Origin of the sequence: Pseudomonas sp. MPB26 (assembly GCF_046605355.1) — a bacterium.
GTDB lineage: Bacteria > Pseudomonadota > Gammaproteobacteria > Pseudomonadales > Pseudomonadaceae > Aquipseudomonas > Aquipseudomonas cedrina.
In genome coordinates this window covers 739,409-762,385 of the sequence record NZ_CP176793.1, presented here as the reverse complement: position 1 = coordinate 762,385, position 22,977 = coordinate 739,409, and the positions used below count along the sequence as shown (strand labels likewise).

General features: G+C 62.1%; 12 protein-coding genes. 7 read left to right on the top strand and 5 right to left on the bottom strand.

The genetic code is table 11. The features are described from left to right. Positions 1-90 precede the first annotated feature (90 nt). Together ACLH0H_RS03590 and ACLH0H_RS03585 are read right to left on the bottom strand one after the other, a co-directional pair. On the bottom strand, positions 91-858 hold the full coding sequence (locus tag ACLH0H_RS03590) for a siderophore-interacting protein (RefSeq protein WP_411381004.1): 768 nt from the start codon (positions 856-858) through the stop codon (positions 91-93). Then, entirely contained in the window at positions 855-1,394 is a 540-nt protein-coding gene (locus ACLH0H_RS03585; protein WP_411381003.1) for a PadR family transcriptional regulator, read from the bottom strand. Before ACLH0H_RS03585 ends, ACLH0H_RS03590 begins: the two co-directional genes overlap by 4 nt. Positions 1,395-1,872: 478 nt before the next feature. Between ACLH0H_RS03585 and ACLH0H_RS03580 the strand changes: the two genes are divergently transcribed. The 6 genes from ACLH0H_RS03580 to ACLH0H_RS03555 all read left to right on the top strand — a co-directional run bounded on the left by ACLH0H_RS03580 (position 1,873) and on the right by ACLH0H_RS03555 (position 8,979). Next, the gene (locus tag ACLH0H_RS03580) at positions 1,873-2,361 is read left to right on the top strand and encodes a CS1 type fimbrial major subunit (protein ID WP_307386826.1); all 489 of its coding nucleotides are present in this window, start codon (positions 1,873-1,875) and stop codon (positions 2,359-2,361) included. A 107-nt stretch (positions 2,362-2,468) separates the two neighbouring features. Further along, positions 2,469-4,991 (top strand): CS1-pili formation C-terminal domain-containing protein, encoded by a 2,523-nt coding sequence (locus ACLH0H_RS03575; protein WP_411381002.1) that lies wholly within the window; start codon positions 2,469-2,471, stop codon positions 4,989-4,991. 22 nt (positions 4,992-5,013) lie between these two features. Next, complete coding sequence (locus ACLH0H_RS03570; RefSeq protein ID WP_411381001.1) at positions 5,014-6,261, top strand: hypothetical protein; 1,248 nt, start codon at positions 5,014-5,016, stop codon at positions 6,259-6,261. Between the two features lie 37 nt (positions 6,262-6,298). Further along, positions 6,299-7,039, top strand: a complete 741-nt coding sequence (locus tag ACLH0H_RS03565; protein WP_411381000.1) for a molecular chaperone — start codon at positions 6,299-6,301, stop codon at positions 7,037-7,039. 29 nt (positions 7,040-7,068) lie between these two features. Further along, positions 7,069-7,545: a CS1 type fimbrial major subunit gene (locus ACLH0H_RS03560; protein ID WP_411380999.1), complete on the top strand. Its 477-nt coding sequence runs from the start codon at positions 7,069-7,071 to the stop codon at positions 7,543-7,545. 216 nt (positions 7,546-7,761) lie between these two features. Continuing rightward, positions 7,762-8,979, top strand: a complete 1,218-nt coding sequence (locus tag ACLH0H_RS03555; protein ID WP_411380998.1) for a hypothetical protein — start codon at positions 7,762-7,764, stop codon at positions 8,977-8,979. Here ACLH0H_RS03555 and ACLH0H_RS03550 read toward each other — a convergent pair. Beyond that, on the bottom strand, positions 8,976-9,920 hold the full coding sequence (locus ACLH0H_RS03550; RefSeq protein ID WP_411380997.1) for a tyrosinase family protein: 945 nt from the start codon (positions 9,918-9,920) through the stop codon (positions 8,976-8,978). The two genes, ACLH0H_RS03555 and ACLH0H_RS03550, sit on opposite strands and share 4 nt — an antisense overlap. A 300-nt stretch (positions 9,921-10,220) precedes the next feature. Next, positions 10,221-15,035: an NEL-type E3 ubiquitin ligase domain-containing protein gene (locus tag ACLH0H_RS03545; protein WP_411380996.1), complete on the bottom strand. Its 4,815-nt coding sequence runs from the start codon at positions 15,033-15,035 to the stop codon at positions 10,221-10,223. 134 nt (positions 15,036-15,169) lie between these two features. Between ACLH0H_RS03545 and ACLH0H_RS03540 the strand changes: the two genes are divergently transcribed. Beyond that, positions 15,170-19,687, top strand: a complete 4,518-nt coding sequence (locus ACLH0H_RS03540; protein WP_411380995.1) for a hypothetical protein — start codon at positions 15,170-15,172, stop codon at positions 19,685-19,687. Positions 19,688-19,715: 28 nt separating this feature from the next. On the opposite strand, the gene ACLH0H_RS03535 is transcribed toward ACLH0H_RS03540, so the two are convergent. Continuing rightward, on the bottom strand, positions 19,716-22,784 hold the full coding sequence (locus ACLH0H_RS03535; protein WP_411380994.1) for a transglycosylase domain-containing protein: 3,069 nt from the start codon (positions 22,782-22,784) through the stop codon (positions 19,716-19,718). Between the last annotated feature and the right edge of the window lie 193 nt (positions 22,785-22,977).

The window sequence follows — 22,977 nt, the reverse complement described above, 5'->3', positions numbered from 1 at the left end:
CGAATGCGCAGTGTCAGTCGCCAGATGTGTTGGCTGACCCACCGCTTTCGCGAGCAAGCCCGCTCCCACAGGGTTAACCGCGTCAGGTTCTTACTCTTCTTCGCTACCCTCGGCCCGCCAGTAACCCACCGCCTTGAGGTATTCCTCATTGACCTTGTGCGTGTCCAGCAGCACGCGACGTACCTGGCGCGACAGTTTGGTTTCGGTCGCCACGAAGCTGTACAACACACCGTCTGGCGGCGTCAGGTTGCGCACCGTTTCGAGCAGGTCGTCCTGGCCGCGTATCACCCAGATCACTTGCACATCGGCGGCACTGTGCAGCGTCTGCTGCTCCGCCGCATTGGCGATTTCAATCACCGCCAGCACCTTGCGCCCGGCCGGCAGTTCTTCCAGGCGGCGACCGATGGCCGGCAGCGCGGTTTCGTCGCCGATCAGCAAGTAGCTGTCGAATATATTCGGCACGATCATCGAGCCGCGCGGACCGCCGATGTACAGGTGCTGGCCGACCTGCACCTGCTCGGCCCAGGTGGACGCGGGACCGTCGCCGTGCAGCACGAAGTCGATGTCCAGTTCGCCGCAGCTTGGGTCGTAACGGCGAGGCGTGTAGTCACGCATGGCCGGCTGCGGGCCATCGCCTTTGATGCTGAAGGTCGGGCTTTCCAGCGCGGCCTGTTCGGCGGCGTTCTGCGGGAACAGCAGCTTGACGTGATCGTCGCTGCCCAGGCTGATAAACCCCGCCAATTCCGGCCCGCCCAGGGTGACGCGGCGCATGCGCGGCGTGACATCCATCACCCGCAGTACTTCCAGGCGGCGACGTTTGATTTCATGGGTGACGCGGTGGATGGTTTGCGTGGTCATTGGTCTCTCCCGTCGGCAATGGCTTGAGCGGTGCGATTGAGCAGCGTGGCGACACGCGCGATTTCTTCCCGGCTCCAGCGCCCGTGATGCGCGTGCAGGGCGTGGCGCAGGTTGTGTACCGCCTCGTGGATTTCGGGCGGACGGTCCTGGCCGCGCAGTGAACGCTTGCTCACGTCGATACGCATGCGCACGCCCTCCACGGCAACCGCCTGTTCGCTCAAGAAGAGACGACCGGCGTCGGTGATTGTGTAGCGTTTTTTTCCGCCGTCGGTGTCGCCGGTGATCAGTTCGCTCTCTTCGAGGAACGTCAATGTCGGGTAGATCACGCCGGGGCTGGGGCTGTAGGCGCCGTCGAACAGGCTTTCGATGCGGCGGATCAGGTCGTAGCCATGGCACGGCTGTTCGGCGATCAGCGCCGGCAGCAGCAATTTCAGATCGCCCGGTGCGAATACACGGGGGCCACGGCCGCCGCGTTCGCGGCCCGGGCGTTTTTCGAAGCCGTCGCGGCCATCGTGATGTGGGTGGTGCTCTCTCATTTTTCTGCGCTCCGCCTTGGTTAGATACAACTTAAGATATATCTTAATGTATGGGCAATTTTCCCCGACCAACGGTCGCTGACCGCGCAGGTTTATTTAACGCCGCCATGGAAGTTGCCGATAAAGCAACTAGATTAATTGCTCAAGTTGCTTGCGTAGCGTAATTGCCGGGCTATTGCCGAATATGTAATCCAGTTCTTACAGATCTGATTCATGCTAAATTATTCTTGTCCGAACTCATGTAGTCCGGTTCTTACGGAAATATTTAAAGTTTTGGCAAAAAGCCATAATTTTCTTATAAGTTGTATCGCGCTTTAACTACGCAACTAAGCGAATCGGACGGCATACGCCTTTTTGATGGGTCTCGATACTTGCCTGGCGTTGAGGGTCCTACGACTTTCAATGCAATAAGTTGGAGAAATTAGTTTTCTCCAGCTGTTCTAAGAGCCCCCTGATTTTCAGATGACAGGTAATAACCATGTTCAAGAAGCTTGCATTCGCCGTGCCGTTCGTTGCGGCCGCCCTGAGTTCCTCGGTAGCTTATGCCGTTGACGACGCGCGTTCCTCCATCAACATCAAGGCCGACATCCCGACCAAGCAATTCCACGCTCAACCACGGGATCCAAACTTTGGTAAAGATGAAACCATGAGCTACAACACCGTCAGCGGTGAACTGAGCTCCCTGCGCGCCACCTTCGATGTGAAAAACACCGACGGTTCGGTGCATGCCTACATTGAAGGTGGCCCAACCGCCGCTTCGCTGTACAACGGTGCCGACAGCATCCCGCTGACCAACACCTTCAACGGCGTCGTGCTCACCGCCACCCCGCAGGAAGTGGTCGATGACCCGCAGTCCACGCCTGGTACCCAGGCTGACCTGGTGATCAGCGCCGCCAAGCCGGCCGATACCCAGAACGGCCTCTACACCGCCAGCTACACCGTGATCTTCGACGCCGTTCCGCGCTGATAGAAAGCCCGCCGGGATCAGGATGATCCCCCGTGTGTGCAAAAAGGGTCGGTGGCCGTTCTGGCCACCGACCTTCCTGACTGTCCGTACTGACGAGTATTCCGTTGATGTTTGCGAAGACGCCGATTGCGGCCGCGCTTGCGCTGTTGCTGTGGGGCAACGCTTTTGCCGCGCCGACCGCGCCTGGTACCACGCCGGGCAGCCTGCTGTCTCAGTCCGAGGGCTTGCCCAAGGATTTCGAAGCGCACTTTTTTGATGTACCGCTGGCGGTACGTGTCGAACTCGACCAGCAGTTTCTCGGCGAAGCCATGATTGTACTGGGGCGTGACGACCGCATTACCTTATTGGAATTCACCGACATCGGTGACAGCAACTTCACGGCTTCCGAACGCGACACCTGGCAGCAACTGCTGCAACAGGGTATGCCCCTGGGCGGGTGTGAAAGCAGCTGCCCGGCGCAACTGTTGGCCATTCACTACAGCCTGGAAAATTCACTGGTCTCGATCCTGACCGAGAACATCGAACGCAATGCCGATGTAAAACGCTTCTACGACCAGCCCGAAAGCGGCAGCCACGGGTTGATCATAAATAACCAGTTGAACCTCACGGGTGGCGAGAGCGAAGAAGTGGGCGGCCGTTATGGCCTGGAGGCCAGTTCCAGCATCGGCAACTGGACCCAGGCGTTCAACTTGCAAGTGTCACGCTTCGGCGGCACCGACACTACGCTTTACCACGCGGTGCACGAGCTTTATACCCAGCGCGAACTGGAAGGCAACTTCGTGCGCCTGGGTTATTTCACCCCCGGTTCCGATGGCCTGACGCGGCAGATCCGTTCATTCGGTGCCAGCCCCGACACGGCGGTAGGCGTGATGTACGGCAGCTCCGACAGCCTGCTGATCAACAATCCCAAGCCGAGCGTCTACCCGATCTATGTCACCGCCAGCCGCCAGGCCGCCGTGGAAATCTACCGCAACGGCTTGTTGATCAATACCCAGCCGGTCGCGGCCGGTTTGCAGACCCTCGACACACGCACCTTGCCCGGCGGCATTTACGAGGTCGAAGTGCGCCTGATCGAAGATGGCGTGACCACCTCGACCAGCCAGGAATTGGTGTACAAGCCCAACAACTGGCGCAACCCCGACGAACGCTGGCGCTACAGCACCTTTGCCGGGCGCGAGACCAAGTTGCTCAGCAATTGGGAAGAGCAGCGCACCGGCGCCATGACTTACGGCGCGGGTGTCAACTACCTGGCTCACCCGCGCTTGATCCTGGGTATGTCGACCCGCAAGGTGCGGGAAATGATGCAATACGGCACGTCCATCGACTGGACCCTGGCCAGCAGCACCAGCTTCTACGCCAATATCTATCAGACCCAGGACCATGGCACCGGCCTGGACCTGCAAGGCATGTACAGCTATGGCCACGGCAGCATCGTGCTCAGCCACAACCGCAGCTGGCTCGACACCACGCGCACCTTTGAAATCCTGCCTGACGGCACCCGCTTGCGCACCCGCAACGTGTTTGTCGGGCGCACCAGCAACTCCTCGCTGTCGATCAACCATCGCCTGAGCAACAAGAGTTCGATCAGCTCGCGGCTGTCCCACAGCCAGGGCAATATCGAAGGCGTTGGCCTGGACCTGGGCTGGAACCAGCGCAGCACCTTGTTCGGCAGTGACGCCAACTGGCGCTTGTCGGTGTTCGATCGCCCGGCCACTTCCAGCACCGGCGACAGGCGCAACCGTGGCGTCGACCTCAGCGTCAGCCTGGCCCTGGGATCGCCCGGCGAGCAATGGTCGGCCAGCATCGGCACGCGCACCGCGCGCGACGGCAGCCGCGACAACAATGGCTCGCTGACCTACCAGAAGACCCTCGACGACCACTTGCTGCAAAGCGTCTCGGCCACCGCCATTGCCGATACTTACGGTGTCGGCCTGTCCGGACGCGCCAGCTTCCAGAACGATGCGGTCTACGGTGACACCTTCGTGCAGCGCTCCTCCTACAACGAACGCCTCACTGGCGGCCTCAACCTCAGCAGCACCGTGGCCGTGGGCGCGCGCAAAGCCGTGCTCAGCAGTCAGCACCAGGGCAATGGCGCTGGCATGATTGTCGACGTCGAAACCGACCTCGACGCCTTTACCCTGCGCGCCGACGACCTCACCGGCGGCAGTGCCACCCTGCGCCCAGGCCGTAATTTCGTGCCGATCACCGCCTACAAGAACAGCGCCCTGAGCTTCGATTTCGAGGGCAACCATCCGCCGGCCGCCAACATCAGCCCCAACCGCATCCGCTATCACCTGAACAAAGGCGGCGTGGACTACCGCAAGATCAGCGTGATGAAAACCGTGACCGTCCTCGGGCGTCTGCTCGACGCCCAGGGCAAACCGCTCAAGGGGCACCACGTCATCAACCACGCCAGCCGCGCGGTCAGCGAGGTCGATGGGTTCTTCTCGATGGAGATGAATGCCGGCTCGCCAACCCTGGAAGTGCGCTACGCCAACACCCTGCTGTGCCAGTTCCGCCTCGATCCGAGCAAGGCACGCCAGGAAAGCGATGTGCTGTTGATCGGAGACCTGCGCTGCACGCCGGATACGTTGGCGGATGTGGCGACCACTGACCGGGCGGCGGGCTAACACCATGATCTGGAACCCAACGATGAACCCGACCCATGTTTGCATCTTACTGCGTAAGGCCTCCTGGATGATCGCCCTGTGGCTGGCGAGCGCACAGGCTTATGCAGGCTTCGCGGAAATCCAGGCTCAATTCCGTCCGGACCCGGCTAATCCAACGCTCAACCAGTTCAAGAACACCACGCCGAGCTCTGGCTACTGCGACTGGTTTTCCGCGTTCTGCTCTTCTCGCGGTTTGTTCAGTCTGAACCTGCCGCTCGGCGGGTTGCCCCAGACCACTGGCGGCCCGGTACAAGCCCGTCACACGGACCCGCGCCAGGGTGCCTACCTGAAAGTGCCGTCGGACTGGCGCATCGTAACGGTAACCAATGACCAAGGTGACAGCGCGCAGCTTGAGATACGCATTTCCGGTATCGGCGGGCGGCACGACTTGGGCGGAAGCGTGCATGACATTACCGGTGGCGGTGACCATGAACAGCTCTGGAGTACAGGCCGTTGGCACAAGGCCCCGACACCTTGTGTGGCGACCGGTGGCCTGAACGGTGCAGCCAACAACATCATCTGGTTCTGGCTGGTACCGGAAAATGCGGGCGCCTGTGCCACCCAGGCGCTGTTCGACATACCCGACTATTTCTACCGCTACGTGCATTTCGGCTATGAATTGCGCACACCCAACCCGCTGAAAATGCCGGCCGGGATCTATCGGGGTACCCAGGTCTACACCGTCGGCCCCGGCATGGACTTCGACCTGGGCGACCTGGTCTTGCCCCACGACAATATCGCCACCCTCGAATTTGTGCTGGATGTCGACCATATCCTCAAGGTCGAAGTGCCTCCGGGCGGTAACCGCGTGGAACTGGAGCCATCAGGCGGCTGGCAGTCCTGGCTGCAAAATGGGCGCAAACCCTCACGCCTGGCGCGCGACCAGACCTTCAGCCTATGGGCCAGCTCTCCGTTCAAAATGATCCTGGAATGTCCCGAACCCCTGGGCAATACCTGCAGTGTCGCCAACGCTGCCGGTGACCGCGTGCCGCTGGACGTTGCGGTCACCCTGCCGTTCGGTCTCACGGACGCAAATGGACGCGCGGTCAATCGATTGCCATTGCGTCTGGACGGTAGCGGCAGCGAGTTTTTCCAGCCGGCGCACTACGTTGATCGAAAACCCGCGACCTTGCACTTTTCGGTGAGTGCCGATGGCGCGGCGCAGATGCTCGACAGGGGCGGCAAAACCTACTCCGGTACGGCCACGGTGGTCTGGGACTCGGAAATTTGATAACGCCTTTGGGCTGGTTTTTCTACGAGGTTGAGTAATGAAGCGTTTATTGCTGTTGTGCAGCGCGTGTCTGTTTTCCCTGGGGGCCGTCGCCGGCCCGCAGATCAACGTGGGGGTGGTCTACGACTACCTCAGTGGCGACAAGAGCACCTACATGAAGCGGGTGTTCAACGGCGGCACTTCCACCGCCTTCGTCAAGGTCAACATCCTCGAGATGATCTACGACGACGAGGGGAACTACCGCGAAGTACCGCTCAAGGATCAGCTCGACAGCAGCGCCCGTGACGGCCTGATGGCCAGCCCCGCGCGGCTGATCGTGCCGGCCAACGGTACCCAGGGCACGCGTCTGTTGTTCATGGGCAACCGCGACAAGGAACGTTATTTCCGTGTGCGCTTCGTGCCGGTGGTGCCACAGAGCGACGATGAATTCGCCGCCACCGACGAAGAGCGCGCCGAATACAAGGACAGCCTCGCCGCCGGCGTCAAGGTGCTGGCGGGCTATGGCACGGTGTTTTTCGTGCGTCCCCAAAACACCCGTTTCGATACGGCGATCCAGGACGACGGCAAGCGCTACACCCTGCGCAACAATGGCAACAGCGTGGTGGTGATCGATGAGTTCAAGGACTGCGTCGCCGGCTCGCCGCGCGATTGCCGGCCGACCCTGCGCCATCACATCCGTGCCGGGCGCTCCTACGGGTTCGACAAGGAGCCGGGGCGTGAGTACCGCTTCAGCCTGATCGAAGGCGACGACAGCAAACCCATCGAGGTCAAGGGTTGAGCCCTGGCCTTCTGCAACAGGTGAAACCCATGTTCAAGAAAGCAGGATGCATCGTGCTTGGCCTAGGCCTGGGCTTGCCTGCGGCCCAGGCCGCCGTCGAGCGCGAAACCTTCGAAGTGTCGGTCACTATCCCGACGGCCGATTTCTATGTGTTGCCGGTTGATCCGCAACTGGTGCAGACCGAGCAAGTGCTGGCCTACAACCCGGTGTCGTCGCAGCTGGCGCCGTTGCATGCGCCGTTCGAGGTCAAGAATGTCGGCGGCGCGATAGGCGCGCGTCTGGATCAGGAAGCGTATCTGTACAACGGCACCGACCGCGTCGACCTGCGCGTGACGTTCAACCAGGTTGAACTGGGCTTGGACCAGAGCCAGGTCGTTACCAGCAACGACGCCCGGCCCGGCAAGCGCGTGATGCTGGAAATCGCCGCGATCAAACCCGGTGATGATTACAAGCCGGGCCGTTACTACGGCACCGTGCACATGGTGTTCGACGCCATCGCGCCTTGAGGGCTGTGGGGAGCTGGTTTGTGTGACTGCTGTGCAGACAACCAAATTGCAGCAGGTGTAAACCGGCTCAAATGTGGGAGCGGGCTTGCTCGCGAAAGCGGTGGGCCAGCCGCCTGATGCAGTGGTTGACACGGCCCCTTCGCGAGCAAGCCCGCTCCCACAATGACCGTGTCCGGCGGTAATGCCGTAGCGGCATCTATCTATGAGAACGAATGAATGAAACCTCTAAAAAGTGTGTGTCGTGTTTTCCTGTGGGGGTTGTTATTACCCGCGCTCGGCGCTCAGGCGTTCGTGCAGGAAATCACCGCTGAATTCCGGCCCGACCCGTCCAATCCGATGGTTAACATCTTCAAAAACACCACACCGGAAAGTGGCATGTGCCCGTGGCATATTCCGCTACGGTGCAAGCAATTGGGTATTTTTAGCATCCGTACCCAGGCTATTCAGTTCAGTTCCAATGCTCCTATCCGGGGTAATCACGCCGACCCGCGCAAGGGGGCGATGTTCAAGGCGCCGACTTCATGGCGAGACTTGACGGTGACCAATGTGGATACCGGGGAGACCGAAACCTTACTGGTGCGTATTGCAGGCATCGGCAGTAAATGGATGCTACAGCCACCGGTGACCAACACGGTCTGGGACAAAGGGAACTACTTTTGGATCTATCCGTCTCCCCCCTGTGTCAGCACTGGGATGGGAACCGGCCATGCCAGGTTGTTGCTCTGGGCGTGGATCACGCCGGTCGATGCGGGGGTGTGCAAAGTGCAGGCGGTCCAGGACATTCCAGCGATGGCCTATGACATTTTTGAATTTTCCTACGAATTGAAGACGCCCAACCCTTTGAAAATGGCGGCAGGCCGATATGTAGGCACCACCACCTACAGCATCGGCCCCGGCGGGGACTTCGACTACGGCGACATCATGATCCCCACCGATAACGCGCTGACCCTGAACTTTACGCTGGATGTCGACCACCACCTCAAAGTCGAAGCCCCCCCCGGCGGCAACCGCATCCAGCTCGAACCCCAGGGCGGTTGGCAGGCCTGGCTGCAAAACGGCCGCAAGCCCAGCCGCCTGTTCCGCGACCAGAGCGTCAACCTGTGGGCCAGCTCGCAGTTCAAGATGAGCCTGGAATGCGGCGAGCCCATGGGCAACACCTGCAGCCTGCACAACGCCGACGGCCATCAGGTGCCACTGGACGTGGCGGTGACCCTGCCGCCCGGCTTGAGCGACAGCGCCGGTCGCCCGGTCAACCGCCTGCCTTTGCGCCTGGATGGCAGCGGTACGGAGCTGTTCCAACCGGCGCGGTACATCGATCGCCAGCCGAGCACCCTGCATTTCGAGGTCAAGGCCGACGGCGTATCGCAGATGCTCGATCAGGGCGGCGGCACCTACAACGGCACCGTCACGGTGGTGTGGGATTCGCAGGTCTAGCGAGGGGGGTGCACCTGCCGATCCGCTGGCTCGGCTTCACACGTTGGCGGTACCGGCGCGCAGGTGGATATGGACGTGAACAGGCCGTAGGTGTAATCGAGGTTTTCGGTATTGATGACCTGGTCGATGGTCCAATTGCCCGGCCAAGGGGCTGGCATGTTGGGCGAATGAAATACCAGCGTAGCCTGGCGGTCGAGTACGGCGGCGCCCCCTGCCGACAGGTACGGCTCGGACGTCGGATGCTGGCGCTTCCAGCGCTCCCACAACAGGTCGAGATAACAGTGGTGCAGGAAAAAAATCGGGTCATTGGGTGAACTCGCCAGTCTCATGCTGCCTCCCACCCACCGATGCACCGGATCATGCAGCATGCCTTCGCAGTAATTGACCCAACTGTCCGGCCCTGGCGCGTAGGGTGTCTTGGCCAGAGCAGCGAGTACCTGTTCGTCGTTGGGCAAGTGTGCACCGGTTTCGGTGCCCAGTTCGCGGCGTAACCCATTGTTGCCCGTCTGCCGCTCACTCAGGCGAATCTCAAACCTGCCGCCCTTGGCAGCAAAGGGCCCCGAGGTGACGCTAAGGTCTTGCGCGCTGTCGCCATCGCCACCCATGAAACCCGGCGTGAACGGGTTGTTGGGACCGTCCATCGACCAGTCCCAGAATGGCAGGGTGATGCTCGGATCGTTGGCGACACGTTGCAGGTCGCGTTCGAACTCGCGCAGGAACACGCGGTGCCAGGGGAAAAACAGCGGCGTGCGATGGGGCATTGGCACGAAGGCGTCCGGACCGCCCATGGCGTTGAGGTGGACGAGCACATAGTCGTCATAGCGGTTTTGACGGCCGGGCCGCAGCACGCTGGGGGTGTCGTTTTTGAGTCGCAAAATCGCCTCGATCAGATTGGTTTTCTGTTCGCGGGTCATGTGGCGGTGGTTGATGCGGATGTCCATCGGAAGGCCTCCTGGCGTGAGAGAAGGCCAAATCTTGAGCGCCCGCCGCGCAGGTGGGTGGTAGCTGGGTAGTGAAAGCAGCACCAGGGCAATGGATAAACAAAACCCTCAAATGTGGGCGTTCACTCTTTTTTTCATTCGACACAAGCCACTGTGGGCGCAACTGTCTTGGTGGTTTTTATGTAGGCGCGAGGTGAATGTCTGGTTCTTGCTCGCGAAGATCGTCAACGATCCCGCGGGCATCTGAATGAACGCAGCGCCTGTAGTGGCGCCATCGCAGGCCAGCCAATTTTCGCCGGTTCAAACCGCGTGCGCCGTGTCTTGTTCCTCCAGCCGGCCTAAAGCCTCACGCGTCAGGCGCCGGGCCAGGTCCTGATCGCTGGTGTATGAACCGGCCAGAATCCGTTCGTAGGTCTGCGGCGTCATCGGTGCGCCGGTCAACACCTCTTCATGAGGGACGCTCAACGCGTCAGCCAGGCTCAGCAGTGCCTGCCTGGCTTCATCGCTACGCTCGGTGGCGGTGGCCCAGGCTTTTTGCGCGAACATCAGGTCGTCCAGCGGTTCGAGCACCTGGTTGGCCCGCTCGAGACTGGCTTGAAACGCCTCGGCATGCGCCGTGCGCAAATAAGTGTCCCAGAAATCCTGGGCGAGCATGCCATCCACCAGGCCGTCGCCGGCTTCCAGGGCCAGCACATTGTCGTGGGCTGCCTCGATCATGGCCGGGCTCACCTGGGCCGTGGCGCGGTAAGCCATATGCTCTGAAACCCAGGGCAACGACAACCGGCGCTTGAGCGCGCTTTGATAGGCCAGGTACACCTCGACCTCATCTACCGTGCCCGGCTCGCCATCCACTACGTGCGTGCTGAAGCGCAGGCCCTGGCCGCCTTCTTCCGCGGGGGCGATGCGCTGGCGGATGTCGGCCTGCGCCACCTGGTTGAGCCGTTCCAGTCGCGCCTTGCCCTTGGCCAGTTGCACCAGTTGGCGTTCCTGCTCAGCGCCGCTCAAATGGACGGTGATCTCATTGAGTTGGAACTCCACGCCCAGCGCATTGAACACATGCAGACCGGCATCGGCGCAGGTCACCGGGTTGCTGGCCATCATAAACAACCGGGTGCGCAGCGCTTCGTCGCCCTGCATCGCAATCAGCAACTGCCACACCTTGCCTGCCAGGTCGCGGTGGCTGATCTCGTAGCGCAGTCGGTCGCGCGGGTCTTCGAAGACCTCCGGTAGTTCCAGGCTTTTGAGTACTTCAAAAAAGCCCTGTGAGCCATGCTCCGCCTCAACCTCGTCCCACACCTCCTGGAACCAGGGTTGCAAATCGGCTCGCTCGTGGGCCAGCCAGAAACCGGCGTCACCGCGCGGCGGATAACTGCGGTAGGGGTCGAGGCCGGCGGCCAGGCGATAACCGATCAATGTGTGCTCGGCCTGCGTGCTGAGGCGATTGCGGTCGAGGCGGGTGCGTGCCACTAACTCGGCCTGCGATTGCCAGGGCAAAAACTGCGGCACGTGATCGATCTCGGTGTTTTGCAGGTCGAGCTCGAAGTCCGCCGGACGCGCCTCCGTAAAGAGGCCTTCGGGCCACTCGCGCACGCCGGTGCCGCGCAACGACAACGAGCGCAGGAACGGCATGCCGCTGATGTTCGGCGCGGCAGTCAGCAGGCGGTTACCGCCCAATGACAAGTGCCACAACCAGGGCAGGTGCTTGAACTGCGCCAGCCCCGCCGCATCCCATTGCACCGGGTTGTTATCCAGCACCAGTTCGCGCAGGCCGATCATTCGGGTCACCGGTTGCGGCAGGCGCGTCAACCCATTGCCTCGCAAGTTGAGGCTGACCAGCCGGGGAAAGTTCTCCAGAAATGGCATGTCGCCGTCGAGCAAGCCGGCCTCAATGAGGCTCAAATGTTGCACATGCTCAAAGCTGGCCTTGAGCCGCAGGTTACCCAGCAGGCCCCTCAAGGGCGGTCCGTTGTGGATAAGGGAGATGCCATGCGGATTAGGTTTGAAATTGAGTTCCCAAGCGTCGATCAACGAACGCGAGAGATTGCGCCGCACTTCGCCCAGGCTCGGTTCCTCACCGGCGGGGGCGAGGTTTAGCCAGCTATTGAGGTCGGTTTGCAACTCGAGTTTTTCTGCTTCACGAGCTTCAAAATCCAGCAGGTTTTCAGGGGCGTCGAGACGGAGCAAAAACGCATCGATGTCAGCCTGCTCAGCATGGGGGTAGAGTGCCTTGACCCGTTCTTCGAGGGTCGGCGCAAACAGCGCCGAACACCATTGTTGTGCGCGATGCATGGGCCTCTGCAGGAGCCCAGCTTTAGCCTTCCTCGGCTCGCGGCCGGCGCCGGGGTTTTCGAGCAGCACGCGACGTTCTTCGGGGGCGACGGCCCTGGCAATCATCCAGGCCTTGAAATCCTCGCTCTGGGCGGGTGTAAAACCCAACGCAGCCTGGCGGTCGAGGGGCAGGGCATGCAGGATGGCTTCAAAAAACGGGCCGTCGCGCATCAATACGCGCTGTTGGTCGTCGTGAATCACGTGCTCGGTATCGGTGTGCCTGACCAGTACGCGCACCCGGCGGGCATCGGACGCACCTGCCGAGGCGCGCAAGGGCCCGGTTGGGCCATTCAGGCGAACTTCCAGGCGCGTGTCATGCAGGGCGTCGCTGTGCAGGCGCAGGATGTTGAGCGCCATCCGTTCGCCGTCTTTGTTCAGCAGCGCCGGTTCGAGAAATCCCTCGAACCCATGGATGCCACGGGCCTGCAATTGCAGCTCACGGGCCAGGTTACGCAGGCGCAGCGGCACATGCTGTTCGATGGTCGCAAGCTCGGCGGGGCGGGCCTGCGCGATCACCTCCCGCGCCAGGGTTTTTGGCAGTTCACCCACGGCCTGGCGCACGCGCAAGGCGGCCGCGTCCAGCCCTTCTTCGCTGTGTCGGTACAGATAATCGAACACGGCTGGATGACGCTGTTCGAGGTTTTCTGCCAGACGATTGCGCAGGGCGTCGACCGGGTTGTCTGTGCCAATGTCACCGAGCATGTCTCGCAACTGCGCGTCATCGAGAAAACTCACAAGGCGTTCCGGTAGTTTGCCCAAGTTCAAGTCCTGACTGCTGATCTTCAGCACGTGCTCGGCGTCGGCCTCGCCGAAGCGCAGGCATCCACCGCTCAATTCGGGCGTTTCATACACATCGATCGCCTGGTTGGCCGGCCAGCCGGGCAGCTCGCGCGCCATATGCGGGCTCCAATAGGTGTCCTCGTCGACCGCGCGACCGGCGCGCAGGTTGTGCGGCAACTGACGCGCCTGTTGATTGAGCTCAAAGCGTTTGATGCTGTGCGCCAACAGCGCCGGCGTGGTGCCCTCGGCCCTGGCGGTGCGCAATACGCCATAATCGATGCCGCTGGTGGCCAGAATTTGCTCCGCTTGAGGCTGGGTGAAATCACCCAGGCTGCGCGACAGTTGCGTGTCGCTCCACGCTCGCGGGTCAGGGTTGTACTCCAACGGCGGAGCGTAGGCGTCGTCGCGGGCGGGGTGGCGAATGCGGTAGCTGCCGTCCGCCGGATCCTGTTGTACGGCATAGTAATGTTCGTCCATCGGCAGCAGGGTTTGCCCGCCATGGCTGTACAGGCCGCGCTCATCGGGGATGGCGTCTTGGGGCAGGTTGACCTCCGGTTGTCGATAAGGCCGTGGGTCGGGGTTCCACAAGCGGGTGCGCCCGTGTACTTCGACGGCTTTGAGTTGATCGATAAACGCCGAGCGGGCCAGTTGCCCGCCCACGCCGAACAGCCCCAGTTGCACCACGCCGCTGACCAATTCGACCAAGTGACTTGCCGCTTCCACCGCGTCGCCCCGGACCAGGTCCACCACCCCCTCGACTACTTCATCGAGCAGTTGGTAGGCGGTGTAGGCCAGGGTCAACTCACCGAGAAACGGCACGAAGGGCGTGGCCACGAATAGCGCGGCCTCGAATATGTCGGTCAGTATGCGGCTGAAATTGTCCCACCAGGCCCAGTAGTCGCGCAGGTCGACCAGCCAGGTAGGCACCGCTAGTTCCTGGGCGTCATTGAGGATTTTGTCCAGACTGCGTTGGTAAAGATGCGGCCACAATTGATCGTCGATACGCTGCGCTGCGAACGTGGTGCGCGCAGACTTGACGCCGAAAAAATGCCCGCGTTGGGATTGGTCGACGAATTGGCTGAAGAAACGCTGGTAGTCGGCATCCCGCAGTTTTTCGTTGAGTGCGTTCATGAAGGCATGGCCGTTGGCGTAGTGCTTGAGCGCGCCATGCGGATCATTGGGGATATAGGCCAGAACCGGCACGGGCGTCGTGGCGGCCTCCACATCGGCGCTTATCAGCAAGACGCCGGTCAGCAATGTGCCGCGCAGGCGCAGTTGGTAAAACCGCATGACCACGGGTTTGCTCTGGATGACCAGTTGCACCAGGGCGAAGGTGGAGGCGTCTATATCCTGCTTGAACAAGGCCAGGTGTGCGGCGCGGTCGAGGGCGGCTTGCTGGCTGGCGATCACCTCGGCCTGCAGCGCTTGGCGTGCAAGGGGGGCGGTGGGTAGCAGGTACTGTCGCAAGTGCGTCTGGTAGCGCCCGCCCAGGTCCAGTTCGCGACACAGCTGGGCGAACTGCTCGATGCTCATGCCTGACTTCAGCGGCAAGATCGTGAAATGCCCGCGCGCGTCAGGTTTGCTGATGTAGCTGGAGCTGTCGGTGTAGCTTTCGCTGCGCCCGAAGTTGTGCAGCGCGGCGCCCAGCAGCGACGTCGTGTGGCTGCTGGTCGCTTTAAGAATAATGCCCCGCTCTTTGACCAGGAACAGGTGGGTGGCGGTGACGTCAAGGTCCAGCCCGTGGCGCTCCTTGATCGCCTGGGTCAGCAGGGGGTGGGCAAAGGCGTGCAGGTCTTGCAAGTCCTTGAGGCGCTGGTCGATGCTGTTTTGCGTGGTCCAGGCCCGCGCATTGGCGCGCTTGAGCGCAGCCTGGGGGGCCGAGCCGATGAACTCGGGAAGCCGAATCAACGAGGTGCGGCTCAACGCCTGCGCCCTGGGCCAGCTTGTGTTGCGAAGCCAGTCCGGCAGGCTGCGCTTTATCAATGTGTAATGGGGGCCGTTGGGCATGACGAAGACCTTGAGTGGTAGACAAGGACGTCAGCCTAGGGAGCGCGTTGCAGGCCAGAGAGGTAAATGTCTAGCGCCAATGGGCGAGCCGTGGGGCGTAGCGTTTTGCGCTCCCTTCCCATGAGCGCTTGTCTATGCCTGCTTCACCCCGTCAGATTCATATCGAGCAGATTCACACCGTGTTCAGCGAGCCGCCGACCTTGGAGGCGGTGGCGCAGGACAGCGCCCAGGCCTGGCTGGATCAGTACCTGCCGGCGTGGCGCTTCAACGCCGCGCACACATTGCTGGTCGCCACTGAACGCTATCAGTCACTGGCCGAACTGGTGATAGAGCGCATGGCCGCGGCCAAGCCAACCTTGCTGGTGGTGGGTTATCACGTAGTCGTGCAGCGCAGCCGCGAGACCTATACACGGGGTGGCCCGAGCCTGGAGGACACCGAACGCTTGATCAACAGCTGTGGTACGCGCTTGCTTGGGCTGTTTTGCGAACGCCTGCAGGCCTGGTGGCGCCAGGCGCTGCCGGTGGACATGACGCGCTGGGGCTACCTGGCCGACGAATTGCTGGAGCTGCTTTACGATTCGCCCGCGCCGCCGGGCATGACCGCACAGCGCTTTGCCGAGGTGTTCCCCAAGTCGAGCCTGCACGCAATACGGCCGGACCGGCTGTGGCGCCTCGGGTTGCCGGTGTACACCGTGCACCTGCGCAATGCGGCCGATACACAGACACTGCCGCTGCTGCTGATCAGCCATGCGCCGTACACCTTGCTGTTCAGCCTGGCCAGCGGCGTGCACTTGTTGGACAATGTCGATGCCGTGCAACCGCTGCTGTCGGACTACGTCAGCCCTCTGCTGGCGAGCCCGGTCGGCCACTGGTTTACCCAGCGGGTCTACGGCGACCCATTCGATGCCCTGGCGGCGGCGTACCTTGCGCGCCAGTTGCAGGAAATCGCCAGCCTTGATACCCGTGTGCCGCGTCCGGTGCAGGCGTACCAGCAGCTGCTCGGTTACATCCTCGATACCAAGCGCTGGTTCGTGCCGGCCCTGAGCGCCGCGCAACGCGCGCTGCGCCCCGTACTGCCATTGTGGCTGGCCGCTGCCGACAGCGACGACAGTCTCGCCGGCGCGACGTTACTCCACGGCCTGGTGCTGGCCGCGCAACAAGATGGCAGCCAGGACTTTCTCGAGGGTATCGAGCCACTGGAAGTCTTCGCCGCGAGCCGTTTGCACGAATGCTTGAAACAAGACGAACCGCGCGCGGCAAACCTTGTACCCGGCGAGATCAGCCTGAGCTTTACGCGGGTGATCGCCGCGCCCGTGCCGGTGCCTGGCGGCTTTATCGCCGGTGAAGTGCACACCTTTACCCTCACCCTGACGGAGCTGGCGCTGGAAAACCTCGGTGGTTTGCCCCACGCCCCCAAGTCGATTCAGCTCAAGGGCGCCGCGGCGCCCGACTGGCTCACCTATGACCTGCTCAAGGCATGCGTAACCCGTGTCGATATCGGCCAGGCTTACCCCGCGTTGTTAAAAAAACACCTGATAGACGACGCCACCGATGCCACGCGCCGCCAGGGCCTGTTCAGCCGCCGATGGCGCGCGCAACTGCCATTGCAAGCATTGCAATGGAAAATCCAGGGCCTGCGTGGGCTGACGCGCATGGGCTTTCGCCGGCTCAATGCCGCCGTGCAGGCGGACAAGGCGCGGCGTGTGGTGGAGGGGCAGGCCGTGGCGCTGTGGCCGTTGGCATTCAAGGCTCGCCCCAGCGACTCGGCGGATGTTGTCGAAGGGCATTTCGTGATTGGCCCGCGCCACGGCGAAGAGGGCCCGCACGTGCTGTATCGACCCTTGTTCAGCCCGGTCGTGCTTGAATATTCGTCGCAGCAGGCCTTGTTCGCCGCGATCCAGGCCAAGGGCGAGTTGCAGGACAACGTACTGGCCTGGCTCGCCCCACGGCGCCAGTCGCTGTATGCCAACGATGGTTTTCGTCAACCGCATATTCGCTACTTCCTGCAGGGTGACGAGTTCACCACCTACACCACGCCTCAGCCGGTGGAACTGAGCCGACAGGTCAGCGACGTCGACCCTGCGCAGCAAGTGTTTGCCGCCACGGCCAAGGCACTGGTGACTCTGGCCGACCGGCAAACCGTTTCCAATGCCGAGCAGCGCTGGGCCAGCCTCAAGCAGGCCGGGTGGCTGCTGTTCAACAGCCTGATGCCGTTGATCAGTGGCCCGTTGATGCTTGGCGGTTGGTTGCTGCAAGTGATGGACAGCGCACGCAACGACTTGCCGGCACTGGCCAGTGCCGATGAGCAGGCTCGCAGCGCCGCCGTGCTCGACCTGCTGGTCAACCTGATGGCGATCCTGGCGCATCAGGCCGCGCCCCATGATGCCCATGCGTCGCTGGAACTGGACCATCCGGTATTCGCGCCCCTGGCGCTGCCCGAGCCTGTGTTGGCTGAATCGACGCGCATCGCCGCGCCAGTGAGCTTCGAAGCGCCGGCCAGCTGGGCGAACGCCCGCGATACCTTGACCGCATCATTGCAAACGCGGTTGAACGCGCTCAGCCTCAAAACCCTGGCCAAACCCTGGCCCAAGGCATTGCCCGGTGCCGAGCGCAGCGGCCCGTGGCAAGGGCTGCGCCGCGACACCACGCATAAGCCGCCGCACTGGCAGGCACTGGTGCGTGGCCAGCAATTTCGCGTGCGTATCGAACAAGGCCGCGTGCGCGTGATCAGCGCCGACGGCACCCGCACAGGGCCTTGGCTCAAGTCGCTGGGGCAGGGCGCGTGGGACTTCGATCTGCAACTGCGCCTGCGCGGTGGCGCCGATAGAAATGAGCTGCCCCCGCCGGATCGCCAGGCGCTGCAGCTTGAGTATAAAAAAGCCGGGCTGGATCGCACCAAGGCCCAGCTCGCCATGGAAATAGCGCGCAAATTGGTAGACAAGCCCGAGGGTGTGCTTGACCCACAGCAACGCAGCCGTGCCTGGTTCAGCTACCTCAACGGGATCAAGGACAAAGTGCGCGCCGCCCAGGAGGAGGTGCGTTTGCTCAAGTGCCTGCGCGAACTGGGGCCGCGCCCGCGCTACGAAGAAGAATTGTGCCAGGGGTTGGAGACCATCATCCTCTCGGCACAGTTGATGGATGCCCATAACCGCACGCAACTGCGCGAGCTCAATCAGCGCTTGCGGCCACTGCTCGATGCCGATAGCGATGATATGGACCCGCAGGCACACGCCGAATTGGGCAAGGGCATGCGCGAGGTAGCGGATAACCACCACAGCAGCATTTACTGGCGCTTGCTGGAGCAACGCTATGTGGAAGATCTCCAGGCCGTGCCCCGGCTCGGCCGCGACAAGGCCCGCGCGTTGACCGAAGCCATCCCGGCGCGCCCCTCGGTCCTTGATTTGCAGGCTTTGCAGGTGACCACGTTGTGGAGCATTGCCATAGACGTACCGGGGGAGGCGCTGGACGATGATTTTTTTGCGGGTATGAGCGCCACGATTGACCGCGCACGCAGGGCCAGTTGCTCCCAGGCCGATATGCAGCAGTTGCAGAGCAGCGACGCCGAACGCATTGCGTTGCTCGACAGCATTGATCATGTCTACGCGCAAACCGATGACCGCATCGAGTACTGGCGCGCCATGGAGCCGGACAAGTTCGACCTGCCTTATTTGCAGCGCTTACAGGAATTGCTGGCCACGTTGCATCGCCGGGTCGAGCAGGATTTGAGCGAGCTATTGCAACCGCCGCCCGAACCTGCACCAACGCCTGCGCCCAAGCCAGCTTCGACGGGACGCCGTAAAAAAATCATTCATACCCGCAATCGTGACATCTACGTTGCACAACTGGGCGACACGGGCGCCGAATTGCATGATGCCGGCGGTCAGGTTGTGGGTACGTTTACCGAGGCCGAAGATGGAGTGTTTGATCTCGAGGTCAAGCCTGAACCGGTACGCCCCGATCCCGAGCTGGGCGCGCTTTTGAAAAAGGCCGATGGCTTATTGCGTGATGTCGACAAAGCCATTGCAAATGCCGAGGCGATGGCCGAGAGCGCTAATGAGCCTGCGTCACTGCAGGGAACGCTACAGTACGAGGCCCGTCGACGAACAATGGCTGCCGATGCCATCGCGGGCAAGTTGCGCGGCCTGGACAACGCTCGGTTGGCGGCGGTGCAACTGGCCAAGGCTCGGCTCAAGGACAGCGAGTTGCGCACAGCGGCGGTGCGTCTGGAAACGGCAGGCTTGAATGCGCGGATTCGCGCCTCGCGCGGTAAGGTGCTGACCCAGGACGACGTCGAGTTTCTGCATGCCAACAACGCAGTGACCATCCATCGCCAAGGCGAGCGGGTGGGACTCAGGGGGCGCCGCGATGACTATCTGCAAGTGTATGAGGTGACGGAAGTGAGCACGGGACAGCCATTGTGTTTTGCACATTTTCATTATGCACGCCGTAACGGCCCGGACGACCACTTCACCGCTGCGCACCTGAAAATTCCCGAGCAGGAACGCCTGGGACGCCAGGCCCAGGCCGAAGTCGAGGCCCAGGCCTTCGCGCGCATGCGCCTGGGTTACACCGGACGGGTGCCGTCCCTCGAGATACACCGTTCGCAAATCCAGCTACCCCTGGCGCGGCGGTTGTTTTTCAGTGCCGACTGAGCCATCAGAAACCTGAAAATCCCGCTCATTACAGGCACAGCGTGCGGCCGCCGTGCTGCAAGTACGGCATCAGGATCGGCGCCATGCCCTTGAGCACTTGCACCGGCAGGGCCGAGGTGAAGGTGAACTGTTGGGCCGAGCGCCCCGGCACGTAGGCCGTGAGGGTGCCAAAATGATGCTCACCCAGGTAGAACACAAAGGTCGCCGTGCGGTTCAGCGATTTGGAGCTCAGCACACGTCCGCCCGCGCCGATGGCCTCGATCCGGTTGTCACCGGTGCCTGTCTTGCCGCCCATAGCCAGTGGCGTGCCGTCGGCCAGTTTGAAACTGCCGGCCACGCGTTTCGCCGTACCGGCGTCCACCACTTGCGACAGGGCACCGCGCAAGGCCCGGGCAACTTCGGCCGGCATCACCCGCTTGCCGGCGGCGGGGTCGCTGACCAGGTGGGTTTCGTACGGGGTATCGGCGGCAAAGTGCAGGCTGTCGATGCGCAGCACTTTGCCGCGCACGCCGTCATTGAGGATGATGCCCATCAATTCCGCCAGTGCCGCCGGGCGGTCGCCGGAGCTGCCGATTGCGGTGGCCAGGGACGGCACCAGGTGATCGAACGGGTAACCCACCGCCTGCCAGCGCTGGTGAATATCCAGGAACGCTTCGACCTCCAGTATGGTGCGGATGCGACTGTCGCGGGCGCTCTGGTGGCGACTCTTGAACAGCCAGCTGTATACCTCCTGACGCTCGAATTCGCTGGCCTTGACGATCTCGGCCCAGGTTGTTTCGGGGTGGTTGAGCAGAAAGCCCAGTAGCCATAGGTCCAGCGGATGAACCTTGGCGATGTAGCCCTGGTCGGGCAAGTCATAGGCCCCCGGGCCGTAGCTGGCGTAAAGTTTTTGCAGGCGTGCGTCGGTGATTTTTTCTGTCGTCAGGTGCGAGCGCACGAAGCGGTTGAAGCTGTCCTGGCTGGCATCCGGCAGCAAGTAACGGTGCACCGCCGCCAGGCGAATCGGTGTCGGGCGAACGCTGTCGAGAAAGGTGTCGAGGCGCGCCTGGGTGTCTTTCTTGCGGTACTTCTTCCAGAACTTCTGCAGAAACGCCGTGCCTTCGCGGTCGGCGAACCTGGCCAGGTATTCCTGGCGCCGTGGGTCATTGTCGTCCTTGAGTAACTGCGCGCTGTTGCTGGCGCCGCCGTAGGTGCTGTAACGCACCAGATCGCGCATCAGGCGAATGAACGGCAGGTTGATCGACTCGCGCAAGGCATCGCGCAGGGTCGGGTTGCGCCCGTCGTCCTGGCGGCGAAAGTTATGGAAGCGATGCACGCCACCGCCGGTGAAAAAGGCCTCGCCGGGGCTGGCCGAATACGTGCGGTCGAGGGCGGCGTCGAGCATTTTTTCCAGGGACCGGTCGGTGGTCTGCCGCAGGTAATCGACGGCCCAGCGGCTCAGCCGGTCCTGATCGTCGACCGCGACTTTAGACAAGGCGCTGGCGTTGAGACTGCCGAGGCGCTCATGCAACTCGGCGATGATTTGCAGGTAAGTGGTGAGCACGCGCAATTTGGCGGTGGAGCCCAGCTCCAGCTTGCTGCCTTCGTTGATGTCGAAGGGTTGGTCGGTGTTGTCGGTTTGCACGCGTACCCGCGCGCCATCCGTGGTCAGTTCAAACAGGGTGAAGCTGTAACGCACTTGCGGTGTGGTGGCCGGCGTGAGCAGGCGTTCGCCGAGCAGGCCGGTCTGGCGGGCAAAGTCGGGGTCGGCCAATTGCCTGAGGTATGCGCTGGCCTGGCCTTGCAACTGCGCTTGCAGGGTGGACGTGGCCGACAGATCAAGACGGTCCAGGTCGTACAACGGGCGGTTGAGCAGGCTGGCCAAGCGGCTGCGGGCGACGCTGATGCCCTTGTTGGTTTCAATCGGTTGCACGGTGGGTTGTTGCAACCAGTCGCGATAGACCAGGGGCGCGTTGAGCGCGGCTTGCAGCAGTGCGGCGTCGATCACGCCATTGCTTGCCAGCAAACGTAGATGGCTGTTGGTCAGTTGCCCGAGTTCCGCGCGGCCCTTGAGCAGGTAATAGGAGGGACGGCGCTGGGCAATGATCAGCGCCAACACCTGGCGCAGGGCCAGGCCGCGTTCTGCGACGTCGCTATGCGTGGCCGCGAGGGCGCCGTTGACCTGGTTGAAGTCAGCGCCAAACCACACGCGTAGACCTTCGGCCAGCCCATGCACTTCACCATGGCCGGGCACGGCGGACAGCGGCACGCTGTTGAGGTAATCACGCACGATGGCCTGGCGTGCCGCCAGGGTATCCGGGCCGTCGCGGTAGGCGCGGACGCTGGCGGAAACCATCTGGCGGATTTTTTCAGCGCCAGACAACGTGAGTCCATCGGGCGAATGCCGGTATTTTTCCAACTGGGTCGCCAGGGTACTGCCGCCCGCGCTCTGGCCCGGCAAATGCAGCAGCTTGGCGGCTTGCGACCACGCTGCCATGGCAAAACGCGGCCAGTCCACGGCCGGGTTTATGTGCGGGTGTGCGGGGTCGAGCAAGTCGCGGTTTTCGATGAACAGCAGGCTGTCGACCACCACCGGCGGGATCGCGGCAAAGGTGTCGTACAACTGCTGAGGGTAGCGGTACTGATACAGCGGCACGGCACGGCAATCGGTGATGGACAGGCCCGCCTGGATTTTTTCGGCATAGGGCACAAAGAAACCGTCGTGGACATAGTCCATCAACGGCTGGGTAAACCGCGCCTGGGCCTCTATCACGTAGCCGCGCTTGAGCAGCCGCTCGGTAAATGTACCGAGGTCGCTGTAGCCCATGCGTCGATCGAACGGCCCCTGGCCGGGATAAGCGATGGCGTTGCTGGGACCGGGCTCAAGTCGGTAGGTCAGGCCACTTGCCCAGTGGCTCAATTGGCGCGCCTGCCAGTTGGACGTACGTGTCTCGTCAGCCACTACCAGGCCCAGGGTGATCAAGGCGATCAGCAGCGCCAGCCAGAACAGACGCCGGGTCAGACGGGCTATCGGGTTTTTCGCGGGCAACGGCGCCGGGGTCTCGCTGTGGTCAGGTTCCACAGGCTGGGTCGAAGCGGTTTGCCACAGTGCGCCCATCGTCGATTGATCCATTTACGCAGATTGATCAGCCTTGGTTGAAGCTTAGACGGTGGGCGTCGGTCGCGAGGAAATTGTGCAGCGTTGCGCGCGCTGGTTTTGTCCGCACACATCACGCTGTGTAATACTCGGTGCCCGCCAAACAGGTGAGACACACCTGTTTTATCGCATGATTTTGAATTTTTTCACTGAA